Origin of the sequence: Marinobacterium alkalitolerans, from assembly GCF_017776525.1 — a bacterium.
GTDB classification, from domain to species: domain Bacteria; phylum Pseudomonadota; class Gammaproteobacteria; order Pseudomonadales; family Balneatricaceae; genus Marinobacterium; species Marinobacterium alkalitolerans.
The window spans coordinates 112,968-134,613 of the sequence record NZ_JACVEW010000007.1; the positions used below are offsets into that span (position 1 = coordinate 112,968).

The 21,646-nt window shown below is 59.2% G+C and carries 19 protein-coding genes and 1 pseudogene; 10 read left to right on the top strand and 10 right to left on the bottom strand.

The features are described 5' to 3' along the window. Positions 1-27: 27 nt before the first annotated feature. Entirely contained in the window at positions 28-1,335 is a 1,308-nt protein-coding gene (locus tag H9C73_RS06275; RefSeq protein ID WP_209286953.1) for an NAD(P)/FAD-dependent oxidoreductase, read from the bottom strand. 122 nt (positions 1,336-1,457) lie between these two features. On the opposite strand from H9C73_RS06275, the gene H9C73_RS06280 reads away from it, so the two are divergent. After that, entirely contained in the window at positions 1,458-2,435 is a 978-nt protein-coding gene (locus tag H9C73_RS06280; protein ID WP_209286954.1) for a LysR family transcriptional regulator, read from the top strand. 3 nt (positions 2,436-2,438) lie between these two features. On the opposite strand, the gene gcvA is transcribed toward H9C73_RS06280, so the two are convergent. Both gcvA and H9C73_RS06290 read right to left on the bottom strand, forming a co-directional pair. Continuing rightward, the gene (gene gcvA / locus H9C73_RS06285; RefSeq protein WP_209286955.1) at positions 2,439-3,356 is read right to left on the bottom strand and encodes a transcriptional regulator GcvA; all 918 of its coding nucleotides are present in this window, start codon (positions 3,354-3,356) and stop codon (positions 2,439-2,441) included. Positions 3,357-3,469: 113 nt separating this feature from the next. Further along, the gene (locus tag H9C73_RS06290) at positions 3,470-5,173 is read right to left on the bottom strand and encodes a BCCT family transporter (RefSeq protein ID WP_209286956.1); all 1,704 of its coding nucleotides are present in this window, start codon (positions 5,171-5,173) and stop codon (positions 3,470-3,472) included. Positions 5,174-5,564: 391 nt separating this feature from the next. Between H9C73_RS06290 and H9C73_RS06295 the strand changes: the two genes are divergently transcribed. The 5 genes and pseudogenes from H9C73_RS06295 to H9C73_RS06310 all read left to right on the top strand — a co-directional run bounded on the left by H9C73_RS06295 (position 5,565) and on the right by H9C73_RS06310 (position 12,041). Next, positions 5,565-6,749 (top strand): aromatic ring-hydroxylating oxygenase subunit alpha, encoded by a 1,185-nt coding sequence (locus H9C73_RS06295; protein WP_209286957.1) that lies wholly within the window; start codon positions 5,565-5,567, stop codon positions 6,747-6,749. A gap of 62 nt (positions 6,750-6,811) precedes the next feature. Continuing rightward, positions 6,812-8,254: an aldehyde dehydrogenase family protein gene (locus tag H9C73_RS06300; protein ID WP_209286958.1), complete on the top strand. Its 1,443-nt coding sequence runs from the start codon at positions 6,812-6,814 to the stop codon at positions 8,252-8,254. 92 nt (positions 8,255-8,346) lie between these two features. After that, positions 8,347-8,508, top strand: a pseudogene (locus H9C73_RS16045) (rubredoxin); the annotation flags it as partial. 63 nt (positions 8,509-8,571) lie between these two features. Further along, positions 8,572-9,741 (top strand): FAD-dependent oxidoreductase, encoded by a 1,170-nt coding sequence (locus H9C73_RS06305; RefSeq protein WP_236014123.1) that lies wholly within the window; start codon positions 8,572-8,574, stop codon positions 9,739-9,741. A gap of 269 nt (positions 9,742-10,010) precedes the next feature. After that, positions 10,011-12,041, top strand: a complete 2,031-nt coding sequence (locus tag H9C73_RS06310; protein WP_209286960.1) for a methyl-accepting chemotaxis protein — start codon at positions 10,011-10,013, stop codon at positions 12,039-12,041. A 57-nt stretch (positions 12,042-12,098) separates the two neighbouring features. Here the strand turns inward: H9C73_RS06310 and H9C73_RS06315 are convergent, their stop codons facing one another. Next, positions 12,099-12,491 (bottom strand): hypothetical protein, encoded by a 393-nt coding sequence (locus tag H9C73_RS06315; protein WP_209286961.1) that lies wholly within the window; start codon positions 12,489-12,491, stop codon positions 12,099-12,101. A gap of 97 nt (positions 12,492-12,588) precedes the next feature. On the opposite strand from H9C73_RS06315, the gene H9C73_RS06320 reads away from it, so the two are divergent. Both H9C73_RS06320 and H9C73_RS06325 read left to right on the top strand, forming a co-directional pair. Beyond that, positions 12,589-12,840, top strand: a complete 252-nt coding sequence (locus H9C73_RS06320) for a type II toxin-antitoxin system Phd/YefM family antitoxin (protein WP_209286962.1) — start codon at positions 12,589-12,591, stop codon at positions 12,838-12,840. Then, positions 12,837-13,091, top strand: a complete 255-nt coding sequence (locus H9C73_RS06325) for a Txe/YoeB family addiction module toxin (RefSeq protein ID WP_209286963.1) — start codon at positions 12,837-12,839, stop codon at positions 13,089-13,091. Before H9C73_RS06320 ends, H9C73_RS06325 begins: the two co-directional genes overlap by 4 nt. 285 nt (positions 13,092-13,376) lie before the next feature. Here the strand turns inward: H9C73_RS06325 and H9C73_RS06330 are convergent, their stop codons facing one another. The 4 genes from H9C73_RS06330 to H9C73_RS06345 all read right to left on the bottom strand — a co-directional run bounded on the left by H9C73_RS06330 (position 13,377) and on the right by H9C73_RS06345 (position 17,442). Beyond that, positions 13,377-14,558 carry a thiolase family protein gene (locus H9C73_RS06330; protein WP_209286964.1) on the bottom strand — a complete coding sequence of 394 codons (1,182 nt, stop codon included), beginning with the start codon at positions 14,556-14,558 and terminating at the stop codon, positions 13,377-13,379. A 57-nt stretch (positions 14,559-14,615) separates the two neighbouring features. Then, the gene (locus H9C73_RS06335; RefSeq protein ID WP_209286965.1) at positions 14,616-15,773 is read right to left on the bottom strand and encodes an acyl-CoA dehydrogenase family protein; all 1,158 of its coding nucleotides are present in this window, start codon (positions 15,771-15,773) and stop codon (positions 14,616-14,618) included. 15 nt (positions 15,774-15,788) lie between these two features. Continuing rightward, positions 15,789-16,550, bottom strand: coding sequence for an SDR family NAD(P)-dependent oxidoreductase (locus H9C73_RS06340; protein WP_209286966.1), 762 nt, complete (start codon positions 16,548-16,550; stop codon positions 15,789-15,791). 136 nt (positions 16,551-16,686) lie between these two features. Continuing rightward, positions 16,687-17,442: a FadR/GntR family transcriptional regulator gene (locus tag H9C73_RS06345; protein ID WP_209286967.1), complete on the bottom strand. Its 756-nt coding sequence runs from the start codon at positions 17,440-17,442 to the stop codon at positions 16,687-16,689. A 191-nt stretch (positions 17,443-17,633) separates the two neighbouring features. On the opposite strand from H9C73_RS06345, the gene H9C73_RS06350 reads away from it, so the two are divergent. Next, positions 17,634-18,821 carry an acyl-CoA dehydrogenase gene (locus H9C73_RS06350; protein WP_209286968.1) on the top strand — a complete coding sequence of 396 codons (1,188 nt, stop codon included), beginning with the start codon at positions 17,634-17,636 and terminating at the stop codon, positions 18,819-18,821. Between the two features lie 46 nt (positions 18,822-18,867). Next, a complete protein-coding gene (locus H9C73_RS06355; RefSeq protein WP_209286969.1) occupies positions 18,868-20,079 on the top strand; it encodes a CaiB/BaiF CoA transferase family protein in 1,212 nt (403 codons plus the stop codon). Here H9C73_RS06355 and H9C73_RS06360 read toward each other — a convergent pair. Further along, positions 20,069-20,713 carry a class I SAM-dependent methyltransferase gene (locus H9C73_RS06360; RefSeq protein ID WP_209286970.1) on the bottom strand — a complete coding sequence of 215 codons (645 nt, stop codon included), beginning with the start codon at positions 20,711-20,713 and terminating at the stop codon, positions 20,069-20,071. The genes H9C73_RS06355 and H9C73_RS06360 overlap by 11 nt on opposite strands. Continuing rightward, complete coding sequence (locus H9C73_RS06365; RefSeq protein ID WP_209286971.1) at positions 20,710-21,618, bottom strand: bestrophin family protein; 909 nt, start codon at positions 21,616-21,618, stop codon at positions 20,710-20,712. The genes H9C73_RS06360 and H9C73_RS06365 overlap by 4 nt, the downstream gene beginning before the upstream one ends. Positions 21,619-21,646: the final 28 nt, after the last annotated feature.

A 21,646-nucleotide genomic window follows, 5' to 3' on the forward strand; every position in this document is an offset into this window, starting at 1 on the left:
TGAATCCTTGCATGATTAAAGGCGAACTTATACTTCCGAGCGGCTTCTGAAGCGCTCAAGTGCGAGGCGCAGGGGAACCCCTACGCGCAAAAGAGGTTTGGGCGGCAGGCGCGACGGGTTCCCGGAGACACGCTGCATATCCTGCAACAGCTCGGTCTTGCGACCGCTGGCCATATCCGCCAGCATCATGCCCGAAATGGTGCCCCGGGCAGCGCCGACACTCTGGTCACAGCAGGATGCAAAGACATTGTGTTCCAGTTCGCCAAAGTAGGTTTCAAAGTTGGCCGACAGGCCACTGGCTCCACCCCAGGTATATTCAAACGCCACATCGTCCAGCTGCGGATAACGGGCATCAAATGCAGCGCGATGGCGCTCTGCAATCATGGGAATCATGGCTTGCGGGGTGTTGTAGTCATGTGCGTACCGGTATGAATTACGCACGATCAGGCGGCGATCCTGCGTCATGCGCAGGGTTGTACCGCCATGATCAGCCGGGGTGATGCCCCAGTCCAGGCGTCCGCCAAAGCGCTGCATCTGCTCATCGGACAGAGGGGCTGTCATGCTTGCAAAGGTCATGATTGGCAGGATGCGGTCGGCCATGTAACCCAGTTCGGCGGTAAAGATATTGGTGCCCAGAATCAGCTGACGGCATTTGATGCGGGCCTTGCCCGTACGAACCTCAAACCCTTTTGAGGTGCGGGTAATGGCACTCACGGCGGTTCGTTCTGCCACCCGAACGTTACTCGGCATGCTGTCTGCCAGCCCGCGCATCAGAGCGGCCGGCTGCATCAGCGCACCACCCGGCGTATGAATCGCGGCCGAGTAAAAATCGGTACCGAATACGTCCTGCATCTCCTGGCGTGTCAGTCGGTGGTAGGTTTCCCCGCCCTTTTTCAAGAGCGACTCGTAATGATCCAGATGCTTGATGCCACGAGTCCCGACCGCTGCCTGATATTTACCGGCATGCGACCACTGACAATCGATATCAAAGCGCTGAATCTGGGTTTCCAGATATTCAACCGCCACACGGTTAAGCCGCAGAATCTTCTGTTTCAGCGTTTCATCTGCACTTTCAAGATCCCGCTTGTGAGGCTGATCAATCACAAAACCGGAATTGCGTCCCGAGGCTCCCTGCCCGACCTTGAGCGCGTCGATCAACAGCACACTGTCATCGGGCCGGTTTTCCGCCATGCGCCGCGCAGCGGCACAGCCCACAAAACCTGCGCCTATGACCAGCACATCCACGTCAATATCATCCGTCAGCACAGGGTGGTCGGATACGGAGTCAAGCAGCTCATACCAGCCGCAGCGTCGGTCATACCGGGGAAGAATCATTGTTGTAATACTCGGCATCGGTTGTTGGGTTAGGTGACGCCATTATTGCAACAACTATTATCTTCGCTACATATTTGATATAAATTCAGCAATTATTTGAATAATCATAAGCTGAACTTATATTGAAACCCTCATCTCTGATCGACACCGCCACTTTATCCAGTTTCGTGACCCTGGCCGAGTCAGACTCCCTGACAGAGGCGGCACAGCGACTGGGCGTCACCCAGTCCGCGGTATCACAAACCCTGAAGCAGCTTGAACAGACTTTGGGGACGCAGCTGGTGGTCCGGCGAACGCGCCCGCTGCGTCTCACGGCTGCCGGTCAGGTCCTCAAACAGCAGGCCGATACCATTCTGGGTGACCTGCGCCGGCTCAGCAGTCAGGTAAGAGGGGCCGCTCAGCAGTCTCTGACGCAGTGCCGGCTCGGGCTGGTGACTTCCTGCTCAGAGGTATTCGGCAGCCCTCTGATCGCCCGCATGGACGACCGGATTGATCAGCTGACATTGCGCAGTGGCCTTACACCAACACTGCTGCAGTCATTCATGGACCGGGAAGTGGATATACTGGTATCCAACGAGCCATTGGAAGACATGGACGGACTTGAGCGGTATCCACTGTTTCGAGACCCCCTGCTGCTGGCTATCCCTCAACGCTACGCATTTGACCTGAAGCGACCACACCGGGAGGCCTTGCATCAACTGGCGCTTGAACACCCGCTGATCCGCTACGGCCGCAATACCCATATCGGAGCCATGACCGAGGTGGCCTTGCGACGCATGGGCATCCTGACGCGGGTGCGCTACGAAACGGACGATACCCATACGCTGATGCGGTTTGTACGCGATGGTCATAGCTGGGGCATCATCAGTGCCCTGTGCCTGGCACAGGTAGCCCCCAGTGTGCAGGGGCTTCGGCTGCTGCCGCTGGACAATTCTCGCCATGCGCGGCAGCTCTACCTGGTCGCACGCGAGGGTGAGCTGGGTGACATACCAGCCGAAATCGCCGCTCACATCAGAGAGCTGGTGCAGGGTGAAGTCCTGCAGCAGCTCCAGCTGTCAGCCAGCTGGCTGACGTCTGACAGGCTGGGCCCGAATGAGTAAAGGCTAGCTGCTGCTGGCCACCTGCTCGGCCGCGACCAGCTCAAGCAACCAGGCACGAAACTCATCCACGCCCGGTTTGCGCCTGAAAGTTGTTTCCGGTTCCAGCATGTAGAAGCAGGCTTCGGTATTCAGCTCATCTGCAACCGGCCTCACCAGCAGGCCACTATCGAGATAGTTGCAGATTAGCTGCTCCCAGCCCAACGCGACTCCCTGCCCGTTTAATGCCGCCTGGATCAACATGGGATAGTTGTTAAGGTTCAGTCGACGACGGGGTGAAGCAGGCTTGATTTCGGCCTGCTGGAACCACTCGGTCCAGCCCAGCCAATCCTTGCTGGAGTCGAGCCATAACAGCGTGGTGGCAAAGATGTCCTCGGGCGCTTCCAGTGTCTGCTTGTCCAGAAACTGAGGACTGCATACCGGAAATACGCGCTCCCGGAACAGCGGCGTCGCATCCATATCCGCCGGGGGCTTGCGGTAATAAAACAGCGCCACATCAAACTCGGAAGCCCGCACCCCTTTGAGGGTATCGCTGGCAAAAATGCGCACATCGATATCCGGATGACGGTCCTGAAAGTCGGCCAGCCTGGGCAGCAACCAGAGCGAGGCCATGGCGTTCGAGGTGACAACCGTGATCTGCTTGTTATCCTGCCACTGCAGCACCTCGCCGGTGGCATTCGCCAGCATCTGCAATGACTGCTGCACACTGTAAAAGTACTCATCGCCGGTTTGCGTCAGCGAAAGACTGCGCTTGTCCCGAACGAACAGGGAACGTCCCAGATAGTCTTCAAGATGGCGTATCTGACGGCTGACAGCCCCCTGAGTCACGCTCAGTTCGATTGCTGCCTGGGTAAAGCTGAGGTGACGAGCAGCCGCCTCGAACGCAACCAGGCTGTTAAGGGGGGGAAGAGGCTTGATCTTCAACAGCAGACCTCGTGCAACATGTGTAATCGTTATTATTGAAAAGGGCCCGATAACGGGCCCTTTGGCGGCATTATAGGGCGAGTGAACGGCACTCGCACCCTGCCAATACCGTTTTAGCGATCACCACTGGCTCGCAGCATTACTGGAGCGGGCTCCAGCTCACCCTGCGGATAGCCGTCTGCATCGTCAAGATCTTCCTCTTCCTCTGGCACAGGGGCGCGCTTGGCAGGCAGCGGGTACACCGCCGGCCCTTCCTGGCGCAGAGCTCGCATCAGGCTCACCGACATGGCCAGCGTCAGCACCGCGATGGGCAGCCCGGCAATGATGGAAGCAGTCTGAACGGCCTTGAGACCACCGGCATAGAGCAGTCCCCCGGCAATGAACGCCTGCATCACGCCCCAGATAACCCGCAACACCATGGGGGGCTCCGGACTCCCGCGCGAGTTTAGCGTACACAAGACCAGCGTGCCGGAGTCAGCCGAAGTGATGAAGTAGGTCGCCAACAGTGCCACCACCATCAGGCTCAGCATCTGCCCCAGAAAACCGCTGTCGATCTTCTCAAACAGGGTGAACACGGCAGAGGTGGTTTCTGCCTTGGTCGCCAGCAGCACGTCACCGCCCTTGAACTCGGCCGCTTCGCCCACCAGCTCACCGGATTCCACCTGTGCCTGGTGCGCCAGTCGATCATCCTGCTCCATTTTCAGCGCGGAGCCACCAAACACGGACATCCAGATGAAGGTGACCACCGTGGGCACGATCAGGGCCCCCATGACCAGCTCACGAATGGTACGACCACGTGAAATGCGGGCGATGAACATGCCCACGAACGGCGACCAGGTCATCCACCAGGGCCAATAGAAAGCGGTCCACCAGTTCTGCCAGCCGCTGTCGCCCTGGGCATCGCTCCAGGTGCTGAGCGAGACGATATTGCCCAGATAATCGCCTGTACCCTCAATCAGCGTGTGCAGAATATAGCGCGTGGGGCCAACCGCCAGTACGACCAGCACCAGCAGGATGGACAGCAGCATATTCCACTCAGACAGCAGGCGAATGCCACGTCCCACACCCGAGAGCACGGACAGGATCGCCAGGAAGCTGATCAGCCCGATCATCAACAACTGGTTACCGACACTGATATCGATGCCCAACACGTTATTCAGGCCGGCATTCATCTGAATTACGCCCAACCCCAGCGACTGCGACACGCCAAACGCCGTGATGGCGACCGTGAGGATATCCACGGTATGCCCGATAGGCCCGTAAATTCTGTCACCGATCAGAGGGTAGAGCACCGAGCGCATGGTCAGTGGCAGCCCCTTGCGATAGGCAAAGTAAGCCATGGTCAGCGCCACGATGATGAAAATCGCCCAGGGGTGCAGCCCCCAGTGGAAGAAGGTAATACGCATCGCCGCTTGCGCGGCTTCATTACTGAGGCTTGTATCCGCGAAGGGGTTACCCGCGTAATGCCACATGGGCTCGGCCACCGACCAGAAAATCAGTCCGATGCCCATGCCACCACTGAACAGCATGGCCAGCCAGGAGCGATAACTGAACTCAGGGGCTTCGTCATCCCGCCCCAGGCGGATATGACCGAACCGGCTCAGCATCAACCAGATCAGCAGGCAGAGCACCCCGCTGACGACGGTCAGATAGAACCATTTGAAGTTATTGAGAACGGTGTCGGACACCTGTTGAAAGAAAGCGCCCGCTTCCTTCGCCATCAGGCCGCAGAAAATCACGAAGCCAATGACCAGGATTTTGGATATGACCGTCACGGTCGGGTCGATGCCCCGTACCAGTCCGGAGTCGTTTTTCATTGGGTCGTCTCCATCTAATTATTATTGTCAGCACAGCGCACACCATGCATCGGCTGCTGGATTTGACGAGATATCCATCAGCCCCTGCTTTGAGCAGTGGAGGCAATCGTCCAGAAAAGCTTGATCTACATCAAACTAATTTTACGAATGGGGTTATGAGTTTTTGTAATGATATTCCTAACTGACTAGATATAACGCAACCGCACAAACATTAGCGAAAAAGCATGCATGAGTTTTTGTAATAGCTTAGCGGCTTAAAAATCGTTTGTCGGCGTTTCCCCTCTGTCCCTACTATCCGCCCACAGACAGCCGGAATTTCCTTGCGCCCTGTCAATGCAACCGGCTTTTTTTCAATCACCCATGCCTCACTGGCGGAATGTGGAGAGACACCATGACAATAAAATCTCACATCATCCCGATGGAAACCCTCGACGACGTTCGCAAGCCCCTGGCCGAAGCCAAGGGTATGCCCAACGCGGTCTATACCGATGACGCTCTGTTCGAGCAGGAGCGCGACGAAGTACTGGGCAGGACCTGGGCCGCACTGGGCTTCGCCAGCGATCTGCCTAGCAACGGTTTCGCCAAGCCGGTGGACTTCATGGGACTGCCGCTGGCGATCATGCGTAACCGCGATGGCGTATACAAAGTCTTCCATAACGTCTGCAGCCACCGCGGCATGATCCTGCTGACCGAGGAAACCGAAGTGGAAGGCATGGTGCGCTGCCCCTACCACTCCTGGACCTATGACTTGAACGGCAACCTGAAAGGCACACCGCATATCGGCGGCGTCGGCGTGCACAAGGCGGAAGGGTTTGCGTGTGAGAAGCATGGTCTGCGTGAAGTACGCTCTCATGTCTGGGCCGGTATCGTCTTTATCAACCTGTCCGGCGATGCCAAGCCGTTTGAAGAGCACATCGAACCGCTGGTACAGCGCTGGAGCGAGTTCTGCGGCAAGGATGGCTGGGACAAGCTGACCATCGCGCCGACCGGCAGCCAGATGCAGCTGGAAGTGCAGTGCAACTGGAAGCTGGCGATCGAAAACTACTGCGAAGCCTACCACCTGCCCTGGGTACACCCGAGCCTGAACACCTATTCACCGCTGGACCAGCACTACAACCTGATCGTCAACGACGACATGTCGGGTCAGGGCAGCTACACCTACAACCTGTCCGATGTCGCCGGGACTCGTTTGCCCCGTTTCCCGAGCTGGCCGCAGGACCGCCTGCGTCAGGCCGAGTATGTCTCGCTCTACCCCAACGTAATGCTGGGCATGCAGGCGGACCACTTCTTCGCCATCATCCTGGAGCCGCGCAAAAAAGATGTCACGCTGGAAAACCTGCGTCTGTTCTACGTTGGCGATGAAGCCTGCGGTGACGAGTTCGCGGCCTGCCGCCACTCCCAGCTTGAAGCCTGGAAGGTCGTGTTCGGCGAGGATGTATTCGCCGTTGAAGGCATGCAGGCCGGCCGTCAGTCGCCGGGCTTTGCGGGCGGCGTGTTCTCACCGGTACTGGACGGCCCGACCCACCATTTCCATACCTGGGTTGCCGACAAGTACGCCGCCATTAATAACGACTGATCCCTCACGGGACCGGCCCGGCAAAGAACCGGGCCGGCCACTGACGGGCAAAGGACACCACTATGCTGAACAACGAAAACCACTGGCTTAATTTCATTGGCGGCGAATGGCGCGACAGTGCCGAGCGCATCGAAGTGCGCGACCCTTCTTCGGACAAGGTATTCGCCACCATCGCCAGCGCCACGCTGGACGATGCCGAAGCCGCCATTCAGGCTGCCCGCCGCTGCGTCAAGGAAGGGCTGCTGACTCGTCAGCGCCCGGCCCAGCGTGCTGAACTGATGTACCGTATCGGACAGGAGATTCGCGCCCTGGTCGAAGAAGGCGCCGTGCTGGCGTCGCGGGAAAACGGCAAGTCCGTCAATGATGCGCGCGATGAATTTGAAGAGGCGGCACGCTACTTCGAGTATTACGCCGGTATGGCGGACAAGATCGAAGGCAAGTCGATCCCGCTGGGCGAAGACTACATCGACTTTACCAGCTACGAACCCCAGGGCATCTCGGTACAGATTGTCCCCTGGAATTTCCCGGTGTCTATCTGTGCCCGTTCGCTGGCCCCTGCTTTGGCCGCCGGAAACGCCGTGATCGTCAAGTCACCGGAGCTGTCTCCGCTGGCAATCACCCTGCTGGCCACCGCATGTGAACGTGCAGGCCTGCCCAAGGGGGCGTTGAGTGTACTGGCCGGCCCCGGCCGCAAGGTGGGCGCCGCGCTGGTGGCACACAAGGACACCAACCAGATCGTCTTTACCGGTTCTGTACCCACAGGCCGCGCCATCATGCGTGATGCCGCCGAAAACTCGGTGCCCTGTGTGATGGAGTTGGGCGGAAAATCGGCCGCCGTGGCGTTCCCGGATGCGGATATGGCGCAACTGATCAGCAGCGTGCGCTGGGGCATTTTCTTCAATGCCGGTCAGGTCTGCTCTGCCATGTCACGCCTCCTGGTACACCGCGACATCTACGACGACGTGGTGGCCCGCGTAGCCGAACTGGCAACCGGCCTGAGCATCGGTGCCGGCAAGGACAACCCGGACCTGACGCCTGTGGTATCCATGCAGCAGCGTGACGGCATTCTGACCATCTGTGATCAGGCCGTTGAAGACGGCGCGCGTCTGGTATGCGGCGGCAGTGCCGTTGAAGGACTCCCGGGCGCATTTGTGCAGCCGACCGTGTTCGCCGATGTAAAACCCCACATGCGCCTGTTCACCGAGGAAGTGTTCGGTCCGGTGATCGCCATTACCCCGTTCGACAGCGAAGAAGAAGCCTTCGAACTGGCCAATGCCACCGACTACGGCCTTGTAGCCGGCGTGTTCACGCAGGATATCAGCCGTGCCCTGCGTGCGTCTCAGGCGCTGGATGCCGGACAGGTCTTCGTCAACGAGTGGTTTGCCGGCGGCATCGAAACCCCGTTTGGCGGCAACCGCCTCTCCGGTTATGGCCGTGAGAAGGGACAGGAAGCGCTGTACAGCTACGTGCGCACCAAGAACGTGGCCATTCGTGTTGCACGTTAAGCAACAAAATTGTCTGAACCGATAACTGCAACTGTAAAACAGGACGCCCTGCCAGTGGCGTCCTGCTCTAATAAGAAAGGGTGGGCCGAATCATGAAAAAGTGGTTATGTGTCGTTTGCGGACTGATTTATGACGAAGCCAAGGGCTGGCCGGCCGATGGCATTGCCCCGGGCACACGCTGGGAAGACGTGCCCGACGACTGGAAGTGCCCCGACTGCCTGGTGGGCAAGGCCGACTTTGAAATGATGGAGATCCGGCAGGATCTTCAGGTTGAAATGCCGGTTCTCAATGTTGCACAGCCGCAACCGGTACCCTTCATGAACCTGGAGCAGCAGCCCCCGATCGTGATCATCGGCACCGGCTATGCAGGCTATGGTCTGACCGAAGCGCTGCGCCAGCGTGACCAGCAAACCCCGATTGTGATGTTTACCGCCGATGACGGTCACCACTACTCCAAACCGGGTCTGTCCACGGCACTGACACGGCAGCGAGACGCGGCCGGGTTGGCAACGGAAACACCGCTGTCACTGGAGGCACGGCTCAATATCCGTATCCACACCCGCTGCCCGGTGTACGCCATCGATGCCAGGAACAAAACCTTGTCTACAGCATCCGGTGAGCTGGCCTACAGCAAACTGGTGTTGGCACAGGGGGCTGCCCCCATCCGGCTTCCGCTGCAGGGTACAGGTGCCAGTGAGGTTATCAGCATTAACGACCTGCAGGACTACCGCCTGTTCCGCGAGCGCCTTGAGGGGTGCAAGCGGGTGAGCATCATCGGCAACGGCCTGATCGGCTGCGAGTTTGCCAACGATCTGGTCAATGCCGGTATCGAAGTCGACGTGATCGGCCTGTCGCAGTGGTCGATGGACCGCCTGATCCCCCAACCTGTGGGTGAGCAGCTTCAGAGCCGACTGGAAGCCAGGGGCGTTCAGTGGCACTTGGGCACCACCGTTACCACCGTGGGCCACAGCGGCAAGGGTTATCGCCTGACGCTGGAAAACGGCGAGCAGATCGACACCGATATGGTGCTGTCGGCAGTCGGGCTCAAGGCCCGTACTGAGCTGGCAGAAGCCGCCGGTGCCGACGTGGGCCGTGGCATCCGAATCAATGGCGGCCTGAGAACCAGCCTGCCGGACGTATTTGCCATTGGCGATTGTGCCGAAATCAACGGTCAGCTCCTGCCCTATCTGGCTCCGATCAATGCCGGCTTGCCGGCACTGGCCGATGGTCTGCTCGGGCGGCCAACCATGGTGCACTACCCGCTGATGCCCGTCATTGTGAAAACCCCGGCTTGCCCGCTCACACTGCAGGCTCCCGCCGCTGATCTGGAAGGTGATTGGCAGATCGACCAGACCGACCGCGGCACCCGTGCGCTGTTTATCGACGCACATCAACAGCTACAGGGCTTTGTACTCACGGACGAACTGGGCAGTGAGCGCCAGTACTGGCTGGACCGCATGGGCAGCGCACTGGAACAGGTCGCCTGACCCCTTCTATTCCCCAATGCTTCAAGCGCGCTTGGCCGGTCAGCCATCAGGGCTGGCCGGTATTTTTATGGATGGATTCCTACCCATTTCCACACCTGGGACAGGCCTTTTTCCGCCCATTTGAGCCTTTCCAATCTCGCCTTAAATCACAGTGAAACACATATAACAATCTGATTTATATAGTTTTAATAGATCGTTCCACCATCACTGGCACAACCCTTGCTACCAAAGTATTACGCCCAACGATAATAAAAGTGCAAGGTAGTCCCATGTCAAAATCCATCAGTCACAAGATCGTCGGTTGTTTCTTGCTGACCCTGGCCGTGCTGCTCGGCACCGGCCTCTACGCCCTTAACGGGGTCACTTCAGTCAGGGATGCACTGGAACGCGTTGCAGGTGAAGTCTGGAGTGCCGCCGATAACGCCTCAACACTCAACCTGAATGTGAGCCAGGGCACCGGCCAGCTTGAGCGCAGTCTGGCTTACCAGGAGCCGATCCCGCCCCACCGTCAGCAACAGGTCGACCAGCACCTGGCACGCGCACTGAGTGCGCTGGATGCACTGCAAAGCGGCCAGTACCGTCAGGAAAGCAAGTCGCTGGCCCCACTGATGAAGCAGCTTGAACAGCTCAAGGTGCAAGTGGTGGACGAGCATCAGGCGTTCAACGAGGATATCGCTGCCAGCGAAGAGACCGTGCAACGCTTTCAAGCTTTCATGAAACGGCTGGGCTTCTATGGCAACTTCCAGATTTCCAGCCTGGAAGATGCCTTCCAGCGCAACCAGATCAACTCCTGGGGTGGCGATGTGGATGAGAAGTGGAACTTTGTACTCGCCATCTACAAGGCCCGCATCGCCTTCGGCGCCAGCATTCGTGCGTTGCAAACCCAGCTCCAGTCTTCTACCCCTGCCAACCATCAGGAGCAGGTACAGGAAAGTCTGGATCGGCTCAGCGACGAGCTGAACGAGATCATCCGCTCCCCTCTGGCTGACCGCAGCATCAACAGTGGCGAATGGAAAGGCAACACCTACGCTCAGGCCGCCGAAGCCCTGCTGTCCACGCATCAGCAGCAGGTCAAGCAGATTCAGCACCGTCAGCACAACTTCCTGGCCACACGAAACCTGCTCCTGTCGCTGGTGAATAAGCTGGAACAGCAGACCACCGGCCTGCGCAACACGCTCAACAGCGAAGTGAGTGCCCAGACGGAGCAGGCCATGCAGCAGGCCAACCGCCTGAATACCACCATGTTGCTGAGTCTGCCGGCCGGCATCGGCCTGACCCTGCTGGCGATCTGGCTCTGCTTCCGCATCGTGATCAAACCCGTGAAACAGGTCAGTGCCAGCATGGCTGAAATCTCCTCCGGCAAGGCCGATTTGAGCGTTCGCCTGCCGGTCAGAGGACAGGACGAAATCGCCCAACTGGCCGAGAACTTCAACCGCTTTGTGGCGCGCATCGCCGATACCGTCAAACTGGTAGCCAACAGTAACCAGCAGCTGGTGAAAACCGCCGAGCACCTCAAGCAGAACGCCCAGGCCACCATGCGCTCGGTGGAACAGCAAAACCAGCAGAGCACTCAGGCAGTGACGGCCATGGCGGAAATCAACGACACCGTGAATGACATCGCCGCCAACGCCAGTGAAGCCGCGCAGCGCAGCGAAACCATCCAGTCCAACGCCACCACCGGGCGCGATATGGTGGAACGCAACCGTGGCGCCACCGAGCACCTGGCCAACGAGATTCAGTCAGTCACCGACGTGATCAGCCAGTTGGCAGATGAAAGCAGCCGCGCCGGCTCCATTCTTACCGTCATCAGCGGCATTGCCGAACAGACCAACCTGCTGGCCCTGAACGCCGCCATTGAAGCCGCCCGAGCCGGTGAACATGGCCGCAGTTTTGCTGTAGTAGCGGACGAGGTGCGCCAGTTATCGCAGAATACCCAGAAAGCCACCGAAGAGATCAGCGCCCTGCTCGATGCGCTGCAGGTGAAGGCGTCGGATGCGGTAACCGCGATGCAAAAAGGTCAGGCCCTGGCCGGTGAAAACGTGAGCCTGTCGGAACAGGTACACGAGCAGATAGAACGCATCGCGGCCGATATCGATCAGATCAGCCAGCTTAACCTGCAGATCGCCACCGCCACGGAAGAGCAGGCACAGGTGACCACCCTCACCCATAACAACCTGGAACAGATCGGTCTGGCTGCCAGCGAAACCGAAGACTCGGCCAGAAGCAATGCCGAGTTCAGCACCCAGCTTGAACAGCAGGCGGCCGAAATGAAGAAAACGCTGGTGCAGTTTGAAAGCTGAGCCAGAGAAGGTCCGGTCAGGTGGGTAAGCACTCACCTGATCGGCCATACCCGCACACTAGCGCCAGCCACGCACCCGCGCCATCAACCAGGGCGCAGCCGCCGTCACACAGAGCACCAGCGGCCAGAGATTGCCATCACGGAAGGTATAGGCTGCCATAATAGCGGACAACGGCTTGCCCTGGGCAATGCCAAAGGCGAACTCGAACACCAGTGTCAGCAACAGCCAGAAGATACCCAACCGTACCTGCTGCTCGCGCAGCGCCACTGAAAGCCAGGGCAAGGTCAGGTAAGTCACCAGCAGTATCAATGCGCAAAGCAGCAGCCCACTGATCAACAACCCGGGCACCCGCCCGAAAGCAGGAGTGAGCAGTGACTCACGCGTAATACCGTTCAGTATGGCCAGCAGCAGAATCAGTACCCAAACGGTCAGAGCTTTAGCAACGATCATAACGTGTTGATTACCTCCTTCCCTGAAGTAAAATTGCCACTGTTATTGTATGTACAGTATTATGTACGTGAACAATATTATGTACAGGATCAGCACTATGGATGCCATCAGCTACACAGCGGCCAGAACCAATCTGGCGAAAACAATGGAGCAGGTCTGTGATGATCATGCGCCTGTCATTATCACCCGCAGCAAGTCGCCCTCCGTTGTCATGATTTCTCTTGAAGACTACGAAGCGCTGCAGGAAACCGTGTACCTGCTGCGCTCACCCAAGAACGCTCGACGTTTGCTCGACTCAATCACAGAGCTGGAACAAGATGGAGGCGAAGAAAAGGAGCTGCTTGAATGAGGCTTATTTTCTCGGAGCATGCTTGGGAGGACTATCTCCATTGGCAAAAAACAGACAAGAAAACACTTGCCCGCATTAACAAACTGATTAAAGACACACAACGCTCCCCTTTTGAAGGCATCGGAAAGCCGGAACAGCTCAAACACAGTCTTACTGGCTACTGGTCACGCCGAATCAATGACGAGCATCGAATGGTATATAGCGTCACGGACGACGCCTTGTTGATTGCACAGCTTCGGTATCATTACTAAAGAAAGTGTGAACAAACCCACCCCATAGGATAATGGCTGCTGCACATAATTGAGTACCCATTAGGGGTTTGGCAACTCACATCATCCGACAGAGAATTCTGAACGGCCTCCGCAACAAATTACGCAACTTTCCCCAGGGGCACACCTGCCCTAACAAGCATAAAGCCAAGGGGGTCTACCCTGTTTTCACGCTCTTCATTCACCTGACGAAAAAAAGGGCCACCGGAAGGTGGCCCACTCTCAATCAGGAGAAAGTAAGGCAGAGATGTGCAAGTTAAAGGCGTATCAGAGCAGCTCGACTGCGACTGCTGTCGCTTCGCCGCCGCCGATACAGAGGGACGCTACTCCCTTTTTCAAGCCGCGCTGCTTAAGTGCGTTAAGCAGCGTGACGAGAATACGTGAGCCAGATGAACCGATCGGGTGGCCCAGTGCGCAGGCACCGCCGTGGACGTTGACCTTGTCGGCATCCAGCCCCAGTTCGTTGATTGCCAGCAGGGAGACCACGGCAAAGGCTTCGTTGATCTCGAACAGGTCCACGTCGTCCTTGCTCCAGCCGGCCTTGTCCAGCACCTTCTGAATCGCACCGATCGGGGCGATGGTGAATTCAGCCGGCAGCTGGGCGTGGGTGGAGTGCGCCACGATACGCGCAACCGGCTTGGCGCCGCGCTTGTCCGCTTCCGCCTGGGTAGCCAGTACCAGCGCAGAGCCACCGTCGCTGATGGAGCTGGAGTTGGCCGCAGTCACGGTGCCGTCTTTCTTGAAGGCCGGTTTCAGCTGAGGGATCTTGTCCGGACGGGCGTTGCCCGGCTGTTCGTCGGTATCGACCAGGGTATCGCCCTTGCGACCCTTGATGGTGACAGGTGCGATTTCATCCTTGAACCAGCCATTCTCGATGGCGGCCAGCGCCTTGTTCAGGGAGCCGATGGCAAATTCGTCCATCGCTTCACGGCTGACGTTGTACTCGTCGGCAGTGCGCTGGGCAAAGACACCCATCAGGCCACCTTCGTAGGCGTCTTCCAGACCGTCGAAGAACATGGAGTCGATCACCTGGCCATGGCCCATGCGCATGCCGGCACGGGCTTTCGGCAGCATGTAGGGAGCCTGGCTCATGTTTTCCATGCCACCGGCGATCATGATGTCAGCACTACCGGCCTTGATCTGGTCGTGCGCCTGCATCACAGCTTTCATGCCGGAGCCGCACATCTTGTTGATGGTGGTCGCACCGGCCGCATCGGGGATGCCTGCCTTGCGAGACGCTTGACGCGCCGGGGCCTGGCCCAGTGCGCCGGGCAGTACACAGCCCATGATCACTTCGTCGATATCGCTCGGCTGCAGGCCGGCACGCTCGATGGCGGCTTCAATCGCCACGGCGCCCAGATCCGGTGAGCGCACGTCGCTCAGGGAGCCCATCATCCCGCCCATCGGGGTACGGGCCGCGCCCAGAATCACAATGCTGTTGTCTGACATCTTGTTGCTCCTGTTAACTTTATTATTCGATCCGGTTCGTCGGTTCAGTCAGGCGTATCAGTCACGCCCCAGCACCGAGCGCGCAATCACTTCTTTCATCACCTCGGAGGTGCCGCCGTAGATGCGCTGCACACGGGCATCGATAAAGGCACGCGAAATCGGGTATTCGGTGGTGTAACCGTAGCCGCCGAACAGCTGCAGGCAGCCATCCGCCACGCGGCACTGCATCTCGGTGCCGGTGTACTTGGCCATGGAGGCGGTCGCCGCATCCAGTTCGCCACGGGAGTATTCGCCGATGCACTGGTCGATAAACGCCTTGTTGATGCGGTAGTCGGTTTCCATCTCGGCGATGCGGAAACGGGTGTTCTGGAGCTGTTTCAGTTTCTGGCCGAACAGCATGCGTTCGTCGGCATACTGGATGGTCATGTCCAGCGCACCGCGGGCTGCGCCCACACCGATGGCACCGATCACGAGCCGCTCACGCGGCAGTTCGTTCATCAGGTACATGAAGCCCTTGCCCTCTTCACCCAACAGGGCCGAAGCGGGAACACGCAGGTTTTCGAAGAACAGTTCGGAGGTATCGCCCGAATGCTGGCCGATCTTCTCCAGGTTCCGACCCTTGCTGTAACCCGGCAGTGTGGTATCGACCAGGAACAGGCTGACACCCTTGGCCCCGGCCGCCGGGTCAGTCTTGGCCGCCACGATCACCATATCGGCGTGCTGACCGTTGGTGATAAAGGTCTTGGAGCCGTTGATGACGTACTCATCGCCATCCTTCACGGCGGTGGTGCGCAGGGCGGCCAGATCGCTGCCGGCACCCGGCTCGGTCATGGCGATGGCACCGACCACGTCCCCGGAGACCATGCCCGGCAACCAGCGGTCTTTCTGCTCGTCGTTGCCGATATGAGCGATGTATGGCGCCACGATATCGGAGTGCACCATCACGTTGGTGGCCAGAGCGCCATAGCCAAGGCGCGCCATCTCGGTGACCAGCATAACGGAGTATTCAAAGGGGACGCCGCAGCCACCCTGGGCTTCGGGCGCATCTACACAGAGCAGGCCCGCCTCACCCAGAGTGCGCCAGAGTTCGCGCGGGGTGATGCCTTCCTGTTCCCACTGTTCGTAGTGCGGGGCCACTTCGCGCTCCAGTGCTCGCAGCACCATTTCGCGAAACAGTTCCAGTTCTTCGTTGTCGATCACTACAGCGGCATTCATCGGGGTTACCTCCGTTTATCGCGGGGCCATGCGCAGGGCGCAGTCCAGACGGATGGTTTCGCCGTTGAGGAGCGGGTTCTTCACGATCTGCTCCACCAGCATGCCGTATTCTTCCGGCTTGCCCAGACGCTGCGGGAACGGCAGGGTAGCAGCCAGGCTGTCCTGCACTTCCTGCGGGAACCCGGCCATCATCGGGGTCATGAAGATACCCGGCGCGATGGTGTTTACGCGCACGCCGGAGCGCGCCAGTTCACGTGCAGACTGCAATGTCATGGCAACCACGCCACCTTTGGAGGCACTGTAGGCCACCTGACCGATCTGACCTTCGTAGGCCGCGATAGAGGCAGTATTGATGATGACGCCACGCTCGCCGTCTGCGTTGGCCTCGCGGTTGGCCATTTCGGCAGCGGCCAGACGCAGAATGTTGAAGCTGCCCACCAGGTTGATCTGGATAACCTTGTTGAAGTTCTCCAGCGGCATGGGACCTTCCTTGCCGACGATCTTGCCAGCCGGGGCGATACCGGCACAGTTGACGACGATGCCGCAAGGGCCGTGCGCTTCACGGGCAGCCGCAAAGGCCGCTTCGGCGCTCTCGGCGGAGGACACGTCACAGCGGACAAAGATGCCACCGATCTCTTCGGCCACCTGACGGCCACGCTCTTCCTGCAGATCGAGGATAGCCACCCTGGCACCGGCAGCCGCCAACGCACGGGCAGAGCCTTCACCCAGACCTGAAGCACCACCGGTTACAATTGCGGGAACGTCTTTGAAATCCATAACACACTCACCTTGCTCATTCGTCTGGCTGCCGACTTGGCGACAGCGTCATATAAGGGAATGACCTTAGTGTGTCTCAGGACTGGACCCGCTGCCATGACAATATTCGGCAGCAAATTTGGCAAAAAGCGGCAGATCAGCCGAGCAAATGAGCCTGCAACTGACCTTCCAGTTCGCGGTTGAAATGCTCTGCCGACTCCATGTGGGCCTGCATCAACCGACGTGCCCGCTCGGCATCACGGTCACGAAAGGCCTGCAGCAGCTGCTTGTGGAAGTCCAGGTTGGCGCAGGAGAACTCCTGCTGTTCGGGCAGCTGGGCTTTCTTGAAGATCACCAGATCACGAATCATGTCATTCAGGAAGCGGCCTATGAACGCCAGCAGGGCGTTGTCACAGCATTCCGACAGCACCACATGAAACTCCAGCTCGGCGATGCGCTGCTCCATGCGTTCGTCAAAGTTGCGGGCCGGTGTCTCGCAACAGGCCACCAGTGCGTCCAGCCGTGCAAGATCGGCATCGGTCAGTCGGGGCGTAGCCAGCGCGGCGATCTCGGGCTCCACCAGTGTTCTCAGGGCATAGATGTCCGGCCCGGTAGGCTGCTCGAAATGCAGGAAGTTGCGCAGTAACTGGCTCGCCTTTTCAAACGGCACCCGCTCAAGAATCGCCCCGCCATTGGGACCGGTCTTGATCGTCACCAACCCCTGCACTTCCAGTGACTTCAATGCCTCGCGCACGGTGCCCTTGGAGCATTGGAACTGCTCCATCAATTCGCGTTCGTTGGGCAGACGGTCGCCCGGCTGCTTGCCGTTCACCACGACCCAACGCTTGACGGATTCCACGATCTGGTCGGCGCGCTTGATGCGCCTTGGGGCTTCAAAGTTCTGTTGCTGCATTGTTCTGGTGCCTTGGAAGGGATGGCCATCTTGCCACATATCAAGGATTTTTTCGATTCCGGTTGTTTAATTATATTTATTAGTATAAATACTATAGAAAGCGTGCCGCAGCCCCTGTTCACTTGTTGCGCCCAAGGGCTCTGTGTCAGCTAGCCTTATGCACACACACCAACCCTTTCAGGAGTCACACCATGTCCAAATTCGCGAGCTTTAACTGGGATGATCCGCTGCTGCTGGAACAGCAATTGACGGAAGAAGAGCGCCAGATTCGGGACGCCGCTCATGCCTACTGTCAGCAGTCGCTGCAGCCGCGTGTACTGAGCGCCTACCGTGAAGAGCGCTTTGATCGCGAGATCATGAATGAGATGGGCGAAATGGGCCTGCTCGGTCCTACCGTTGCCGAAGAATACGGCGGCACTGGCGTAGGCCACGTGGCCTACGGTCTGGTTGCCCGTGAGGTGGAACGGGTGGACTCCGGCTACCGCTCGGCCATGAGCGTGCAGTCTTCTCTGGTGATGTACCCGATCGAGGCGTACGGCTCGGAAGAACAGAAACAGAAATACCTGCCGAAACTGGCTACCGGCGAGTGGGTCGGTTGCTTCGGCCTGACCGAGCCGGACCACGGCTCTGACCCGGGCTCCATGAACACCCGCGCCAAAAAGGTGGACGGCGGATACCTGCTGACCGGTCAGAAGATGTGGATCACCAACAGCCCCATCGCCGATCTGGCCGTGGTCTGGGCCAAGTCCGAAGCGCACGAGGGCAAGATCCGCGGCTTTATCGTTGAGCGCGGTACCGAGGGTTTCTCCACACCCAAGATCGAAGGCAAGCTGAGCCTGCGCGCCAGCATTACCGGCGAGATCGTGCTGGACGAAGCCTTTGTACCTGAAGAAAACCTGCTGCCCCATGCCAGCGGTCTGGCCGGTCCCTTCGGCTGTTTGAACAAGGCCCGCTTCGGTATCGCCTGGGGCGCACTGGGTGCCGCCGAATTCTGCTGGCATGCTGCCCGCCAGTACACGCTGGATCGCAAGCAGTTCAACCGTCCGCTGGCCGCCAACCAGCTTATCCAGCTCAAGCTGGCCAACATGCAGACCGAAATCACGCTGGGCCTGCAGTCCGCCCTGCAGGTGGGCCGTCTGATGGACAGCGAAAACTGGTCACCTGAGATGGTTTCGCTGATCAAGCGCAACAACTGCGGCAAGGCACTGGACGTGGCCCGTATGGCCCGTGACATGCACGGCGGCAACGGCATTTCGGACGAGTTCGGCGTGATGCGCCACATGGTGAATCTGGAAACCGTGAATACCTATGAAGGCACCCACGATGTGCACGCACTGATTCTGGGGCGTGCCCAGACCGGCATTCAGGCATTTTTCTGAGTTCAAGGGCGGCCCATCGGCCGCCCTTTTTGTTGGAGGAGGCGTTATGGATAAACCCCTTGCCGGTATTCGCATACTGGATCTGTCGCGTATTCTGGCCGGCCCCTGGTGCAGCCAGCATCTGGCCGACATGGGCGCCGAAGTGATCAAGGTTGAGCACCCCGCCCGCGGCGATGACACCCGTGGCTGGGGACCGCCCTACCACGGCAACACCGAGGATGCGGCCTACTATCTCAGTGCCAACCGCGGCAAGGAGTCGGTCGCCATCGACATCGCCCACCCGGAAGGCCAGCAACTGGTCCGTGCACTGGTACAGCAGTGCGACGTGGTGCTGGAGAACTTCAAGGTGGGCGGGCTGGCCAAGTACGGGCTGGATTACGCCAGCCTGAAGGCGATCAAACCGGATCTGATCTATTGCTCCATCACCGGTTTTGGCCAGGACGGCCCCTATGCCCAGCGCGCCGGTTACGACTTTCTTTTGCAGGGCATGGGCGGGCTGATGAGCCTCACCGGACAGCCCGAGAGCGTACCGGGCAGTGAGCCGGTCAAGGTGGGTGTGGCGATCACCGACCTCTTTACCGGCATGTATGCCGCTACCTCCATTCTGTCGGCGCTGATCCAGCGCGACCGCACCGGTCTGGGAGCCTGGATCGACCTGTCCCTGCTGGATGTGCAGGTCGGAGTACTGGCCAACCAGGCCCAGAACTACCTGACCACCGGCAAGCCACCCGTCCGGCTGGGCAACGCCCACCCCAATATCGTGCCCTATCAGGCGTTCGCCACGGCAGATGGACATATCATTCTGGCCGTGGGGAACGACCGCCAGTTCCAGCGCTTTTGCCAGGTGGCCGGTTGCCCGGAACTGGCAGAAGACACGCGCTACCGTACCAACGCTGGTCGCGTACAGCACCGGGAGACACTGGTGCCCGAGCTCAGCGCACTGATGGCATCACAGCCGTCCGATTTCTGGCTCAGCTCACTGGAGGAAGCCGGTGTGCCCTGCGGCCCGATCAACAATCTGGCACAGGTCTTCGACGACCGTCAGGTGCAGCACCGGGGCATGCGTATCAAGCGCCCACACCGTGCAGGGGGCGAAGTGGACCTGGTCAGCAACCCGGTTCGGTTTAATGGCATGTCCATGAATGCTGACAGCGCGCCGCCGGGGCTGGGAGAGCACACCTCAGTCGTGCTGGAGCGCCTGCTGCCGGAGCAAAAGGAGCACTTTCAGCACCTGAGCAAGGAAGGGGTTATTCGTTGACCGGTTTGGTGAATACCACCACATCGGCATGGGGGTAGTCGGGCATCACGCCCCAGCGCTGCCCCAGCCAGTCGAAGCTCTGTTGGGCAAAGAAAGTTATGTGAGTGGGGTCGTTGCGGTAGTGCCAGGCGCGGAAGCGTTCGTCATCCAGCACCCGCTTGGTCTGCAGCACCAGCAGGCCACCGGGTGCCAGCAGGGACCAGAGCCGCTCCAGAATGGGCAAGGGTTCGGCCAGATGCTCCACTACTTCCGTGCTGGTAATAAAATCATACTCAACGCCGAGCACGGCCTCATCCGGGCAGTAGTACTTGTCGTACTGCGCCATGGTGTAGCCGGCTTCCTGTGCCATGGCGACCAGTGCAGGCCCCGGGCCACAGCCAAAATCCAGCCCTCGGGCCGGTGCCGGTTTGCGTTTCAACACCTCACCAAAGGGTCGTGACAGAAAGCGGCGATAGCCCGGGTCGTCCACTGCATTCTCGTGATCGTCATACACCGCCTTCTCGTCCGCTTCACTCAAACGCTGCGCAGGCTCCAGATGCACCAGTGCACAGGTTTCACAGCGGTAGTATCGGCGCTGCCTGCACTCGATCGCATACAGCGCCGACGCCGCACACAGGGGACAGGCCGTACTCATTGCAGCTGGAACTCCACCGGCTGCAGCAGCTCCGGCGCGGGATCACCCAGCGCCTCCGCCACGCTGATTTCGTGTACTCGGCAGATCGCATCCAGCGGCAGATCGTTGGTGTGGCGGCCAAACGGAAATTCGAGCTGTTCCGACAGGCGGTCCAGGCCGAAGAAGGTGTAGGCCACGATGGCCGTGAACACGGGGGTGAACCAGCCTGCGGCTCCCACCAGCCCGAACGGCAACAGGTAGCAGTAGATATAGGCCGTTCTGTGGGCCAACAGGGTATAGGCAAAAGGCAGCGGGGTTTGGGCAATCCGTTCAGATGCCGCCTGTACGCTGGCCAGCCCCTGCAGGTGCCGATCCAGCGCGGCCGCGCCCACAGAATCCAGCTCGCCTGAGCGCCGTGCCAGTGCCACCACTTCCCCCGCCTGCTGCAGCATGTAAGCCGCCGGGTTGCGTTTGGTCAGCGTGTTTTCAATGAGACTGCTGGGCAGCCCTGAAGGCAGATCGGCACGCACACCCTCCTGCCGAAGCTGTCCCCGCAGCAAGTGCGTATGCGCCAGCACGCGCAGCATCAATTCACGGCAGGACTCATCTTCCAGATAGATACGCCCCGTCCGCGCCAGCCCGCGCACCTCGTACACCATCTGTCCCCACTGCTTGCGGGCCTCCCACCAGCGGTCATAGGTGGCGGTATTGCGCACACTCAGCAGAATGGACAGCGCAATACCGATCAGCGTAAAGGGCAGCAGGGTATATTCGACGATGCCGTCCAGATAATGATGGCGTGTAACCCAGGTAACACCTGCAGCAAAGAGACCGGTCAGAAAAATGTGGGGCAGGATATGCGGCACGACCGAGCCCTTCCAGGCCAGCATCAGGCCAAGGGCACCGGGGCGATTACGAACGATCATGTGAAACAACTCCGAACGGCTGGAGGGC

What these genes read in the sequence shown, in the direction of transcription:
- H9C73_RS06350 (WP_209286968.1), top strand. Translation starts at nt 17,634, where the DNA reads ATGTCCAAATTCGCGAGCTTTAACTGGGATGATCCGCTGCTGCTGGAA.
- H9C73_RS06330 (WP_209286964.1), bottom strand. Translation starts at nt 14,558, where the DNA reads ATGTCAGACAACAGCATTGTGATTCTGGGCGCGGCCCGTACCCCGATG.
- H9C73_RS06355 (WP_209286969.1), top strand. Translation starts at nt 18,868, where the DNA reads ATGGATAAACCCCTTGCCGGTATTCGCATACTGGATCTGTCGCGTATT.
- H9C73_RS06320 (WP_209286962.1), top strand. Translation starts at nt 12,589, where the DNA reads ATGGATGCCATCAGCTACACAGCGGCCAGAACCAATCTGGCGAAAACA.
- H9C73_RS06305 (WP_236014123.1), top strand. Translation starts at nt 8,572, where the DNA reads ATGAACCTGGAGCAGCAGCCCCCGATCGTGATCATCGGCACCGGCTAT.
- H9C73_RS06300 (WP_209286958.1), top strand. Translation starts at nt 6,812, where the DNA reads ATGCTGAACAACGAAAACCACTGGCTTAATTTCATTGGCGGCGAATGG.
- H9C73_RS06295 (WP_209286957.1), top strand. Translation starts at nt 5,565, where the DNA reads ATGACAATAAAATCTCACATCATCCCGATGGAAACCCTCGACGACGTT.
- H9C73_RS06275 (WP_209286953.1), bottom strand. Translation starts at nt 1,335, where the DNA reads ATGATTCTTCCCCGGTATGACCGACGCTGCGGCTGGTATGAGCTGCTT.
- H9C73_RS06340 (WP_209286966.1), bottom strand. Translation starts at nt 16,550, where the DNA reads ATGGATTTCAAAGACGTTCCCGCAATTGTAACCGGTGGTGCTTCAGGT.
- H9C73_RS06360 (WP_209286970.1), bottom strand. Translation starts at nt 20,713, where the DNA reads ATGAGTACGGCCTGTCCCCTGTGTGCGGCGTCGGCGCTGTATGCGATC.
- H9C73_RS06365 (WP_209286971.1), bottom strand. Translation starts at nt 21,618, where the DNA reads ATGATCGTTCGTAATCGCCCCGGTGCCCTTGGCCTGATGCTGGCCTGG.
- H9C73_RS06325 (WP_209286963.1), top strand. Translation starts at nt 12,837, where the DNA reads ATGAGGCTTATTTTCTCGGAGCATGCTTGGGAGGACTATCTCCATTGG.
- H9C73_RS06315 (WP_209286961.1), bottom strand. Translation starts at nt 12,491, where the DNA reads ATGATCGTTGCTAAAGCTCTGACCGTTTGGGTACTGATTCTGCTGCTG.
- H9C73_RS06290 (WP_209286956.1), bottom strand. Translation starts at nt 5,173, where the DNA reads ATGAAAAACGACTCCGGACTGGTACGGGGCATCGACCCGACCGTGACG.
- H9C73_RS06310 (WP_209286960.1), top strand. Translation starts at nt 10,011, where the DNA reads ATGTCAAAATCCATCAGTCACAAGATCGTCGGTTGTTTCTTGCTGACC.
- H9C73_RS06345 (WP_209286967.1), bottom strand. Translation starts at nt 17,442, where the DNA reads ATGCAGCAACAGAACTTTGAAGCCCCAAGGCGCATCAAGCGCGCCGAC.
- H9C73_RS06335 (WP_209286965.1), bottom strand. Translation starts at nt 15,773, where the DNA reads ATGAATGCCGCTGTAGTGATCGACAACGAAGAACTGGAACTGTTTCGC.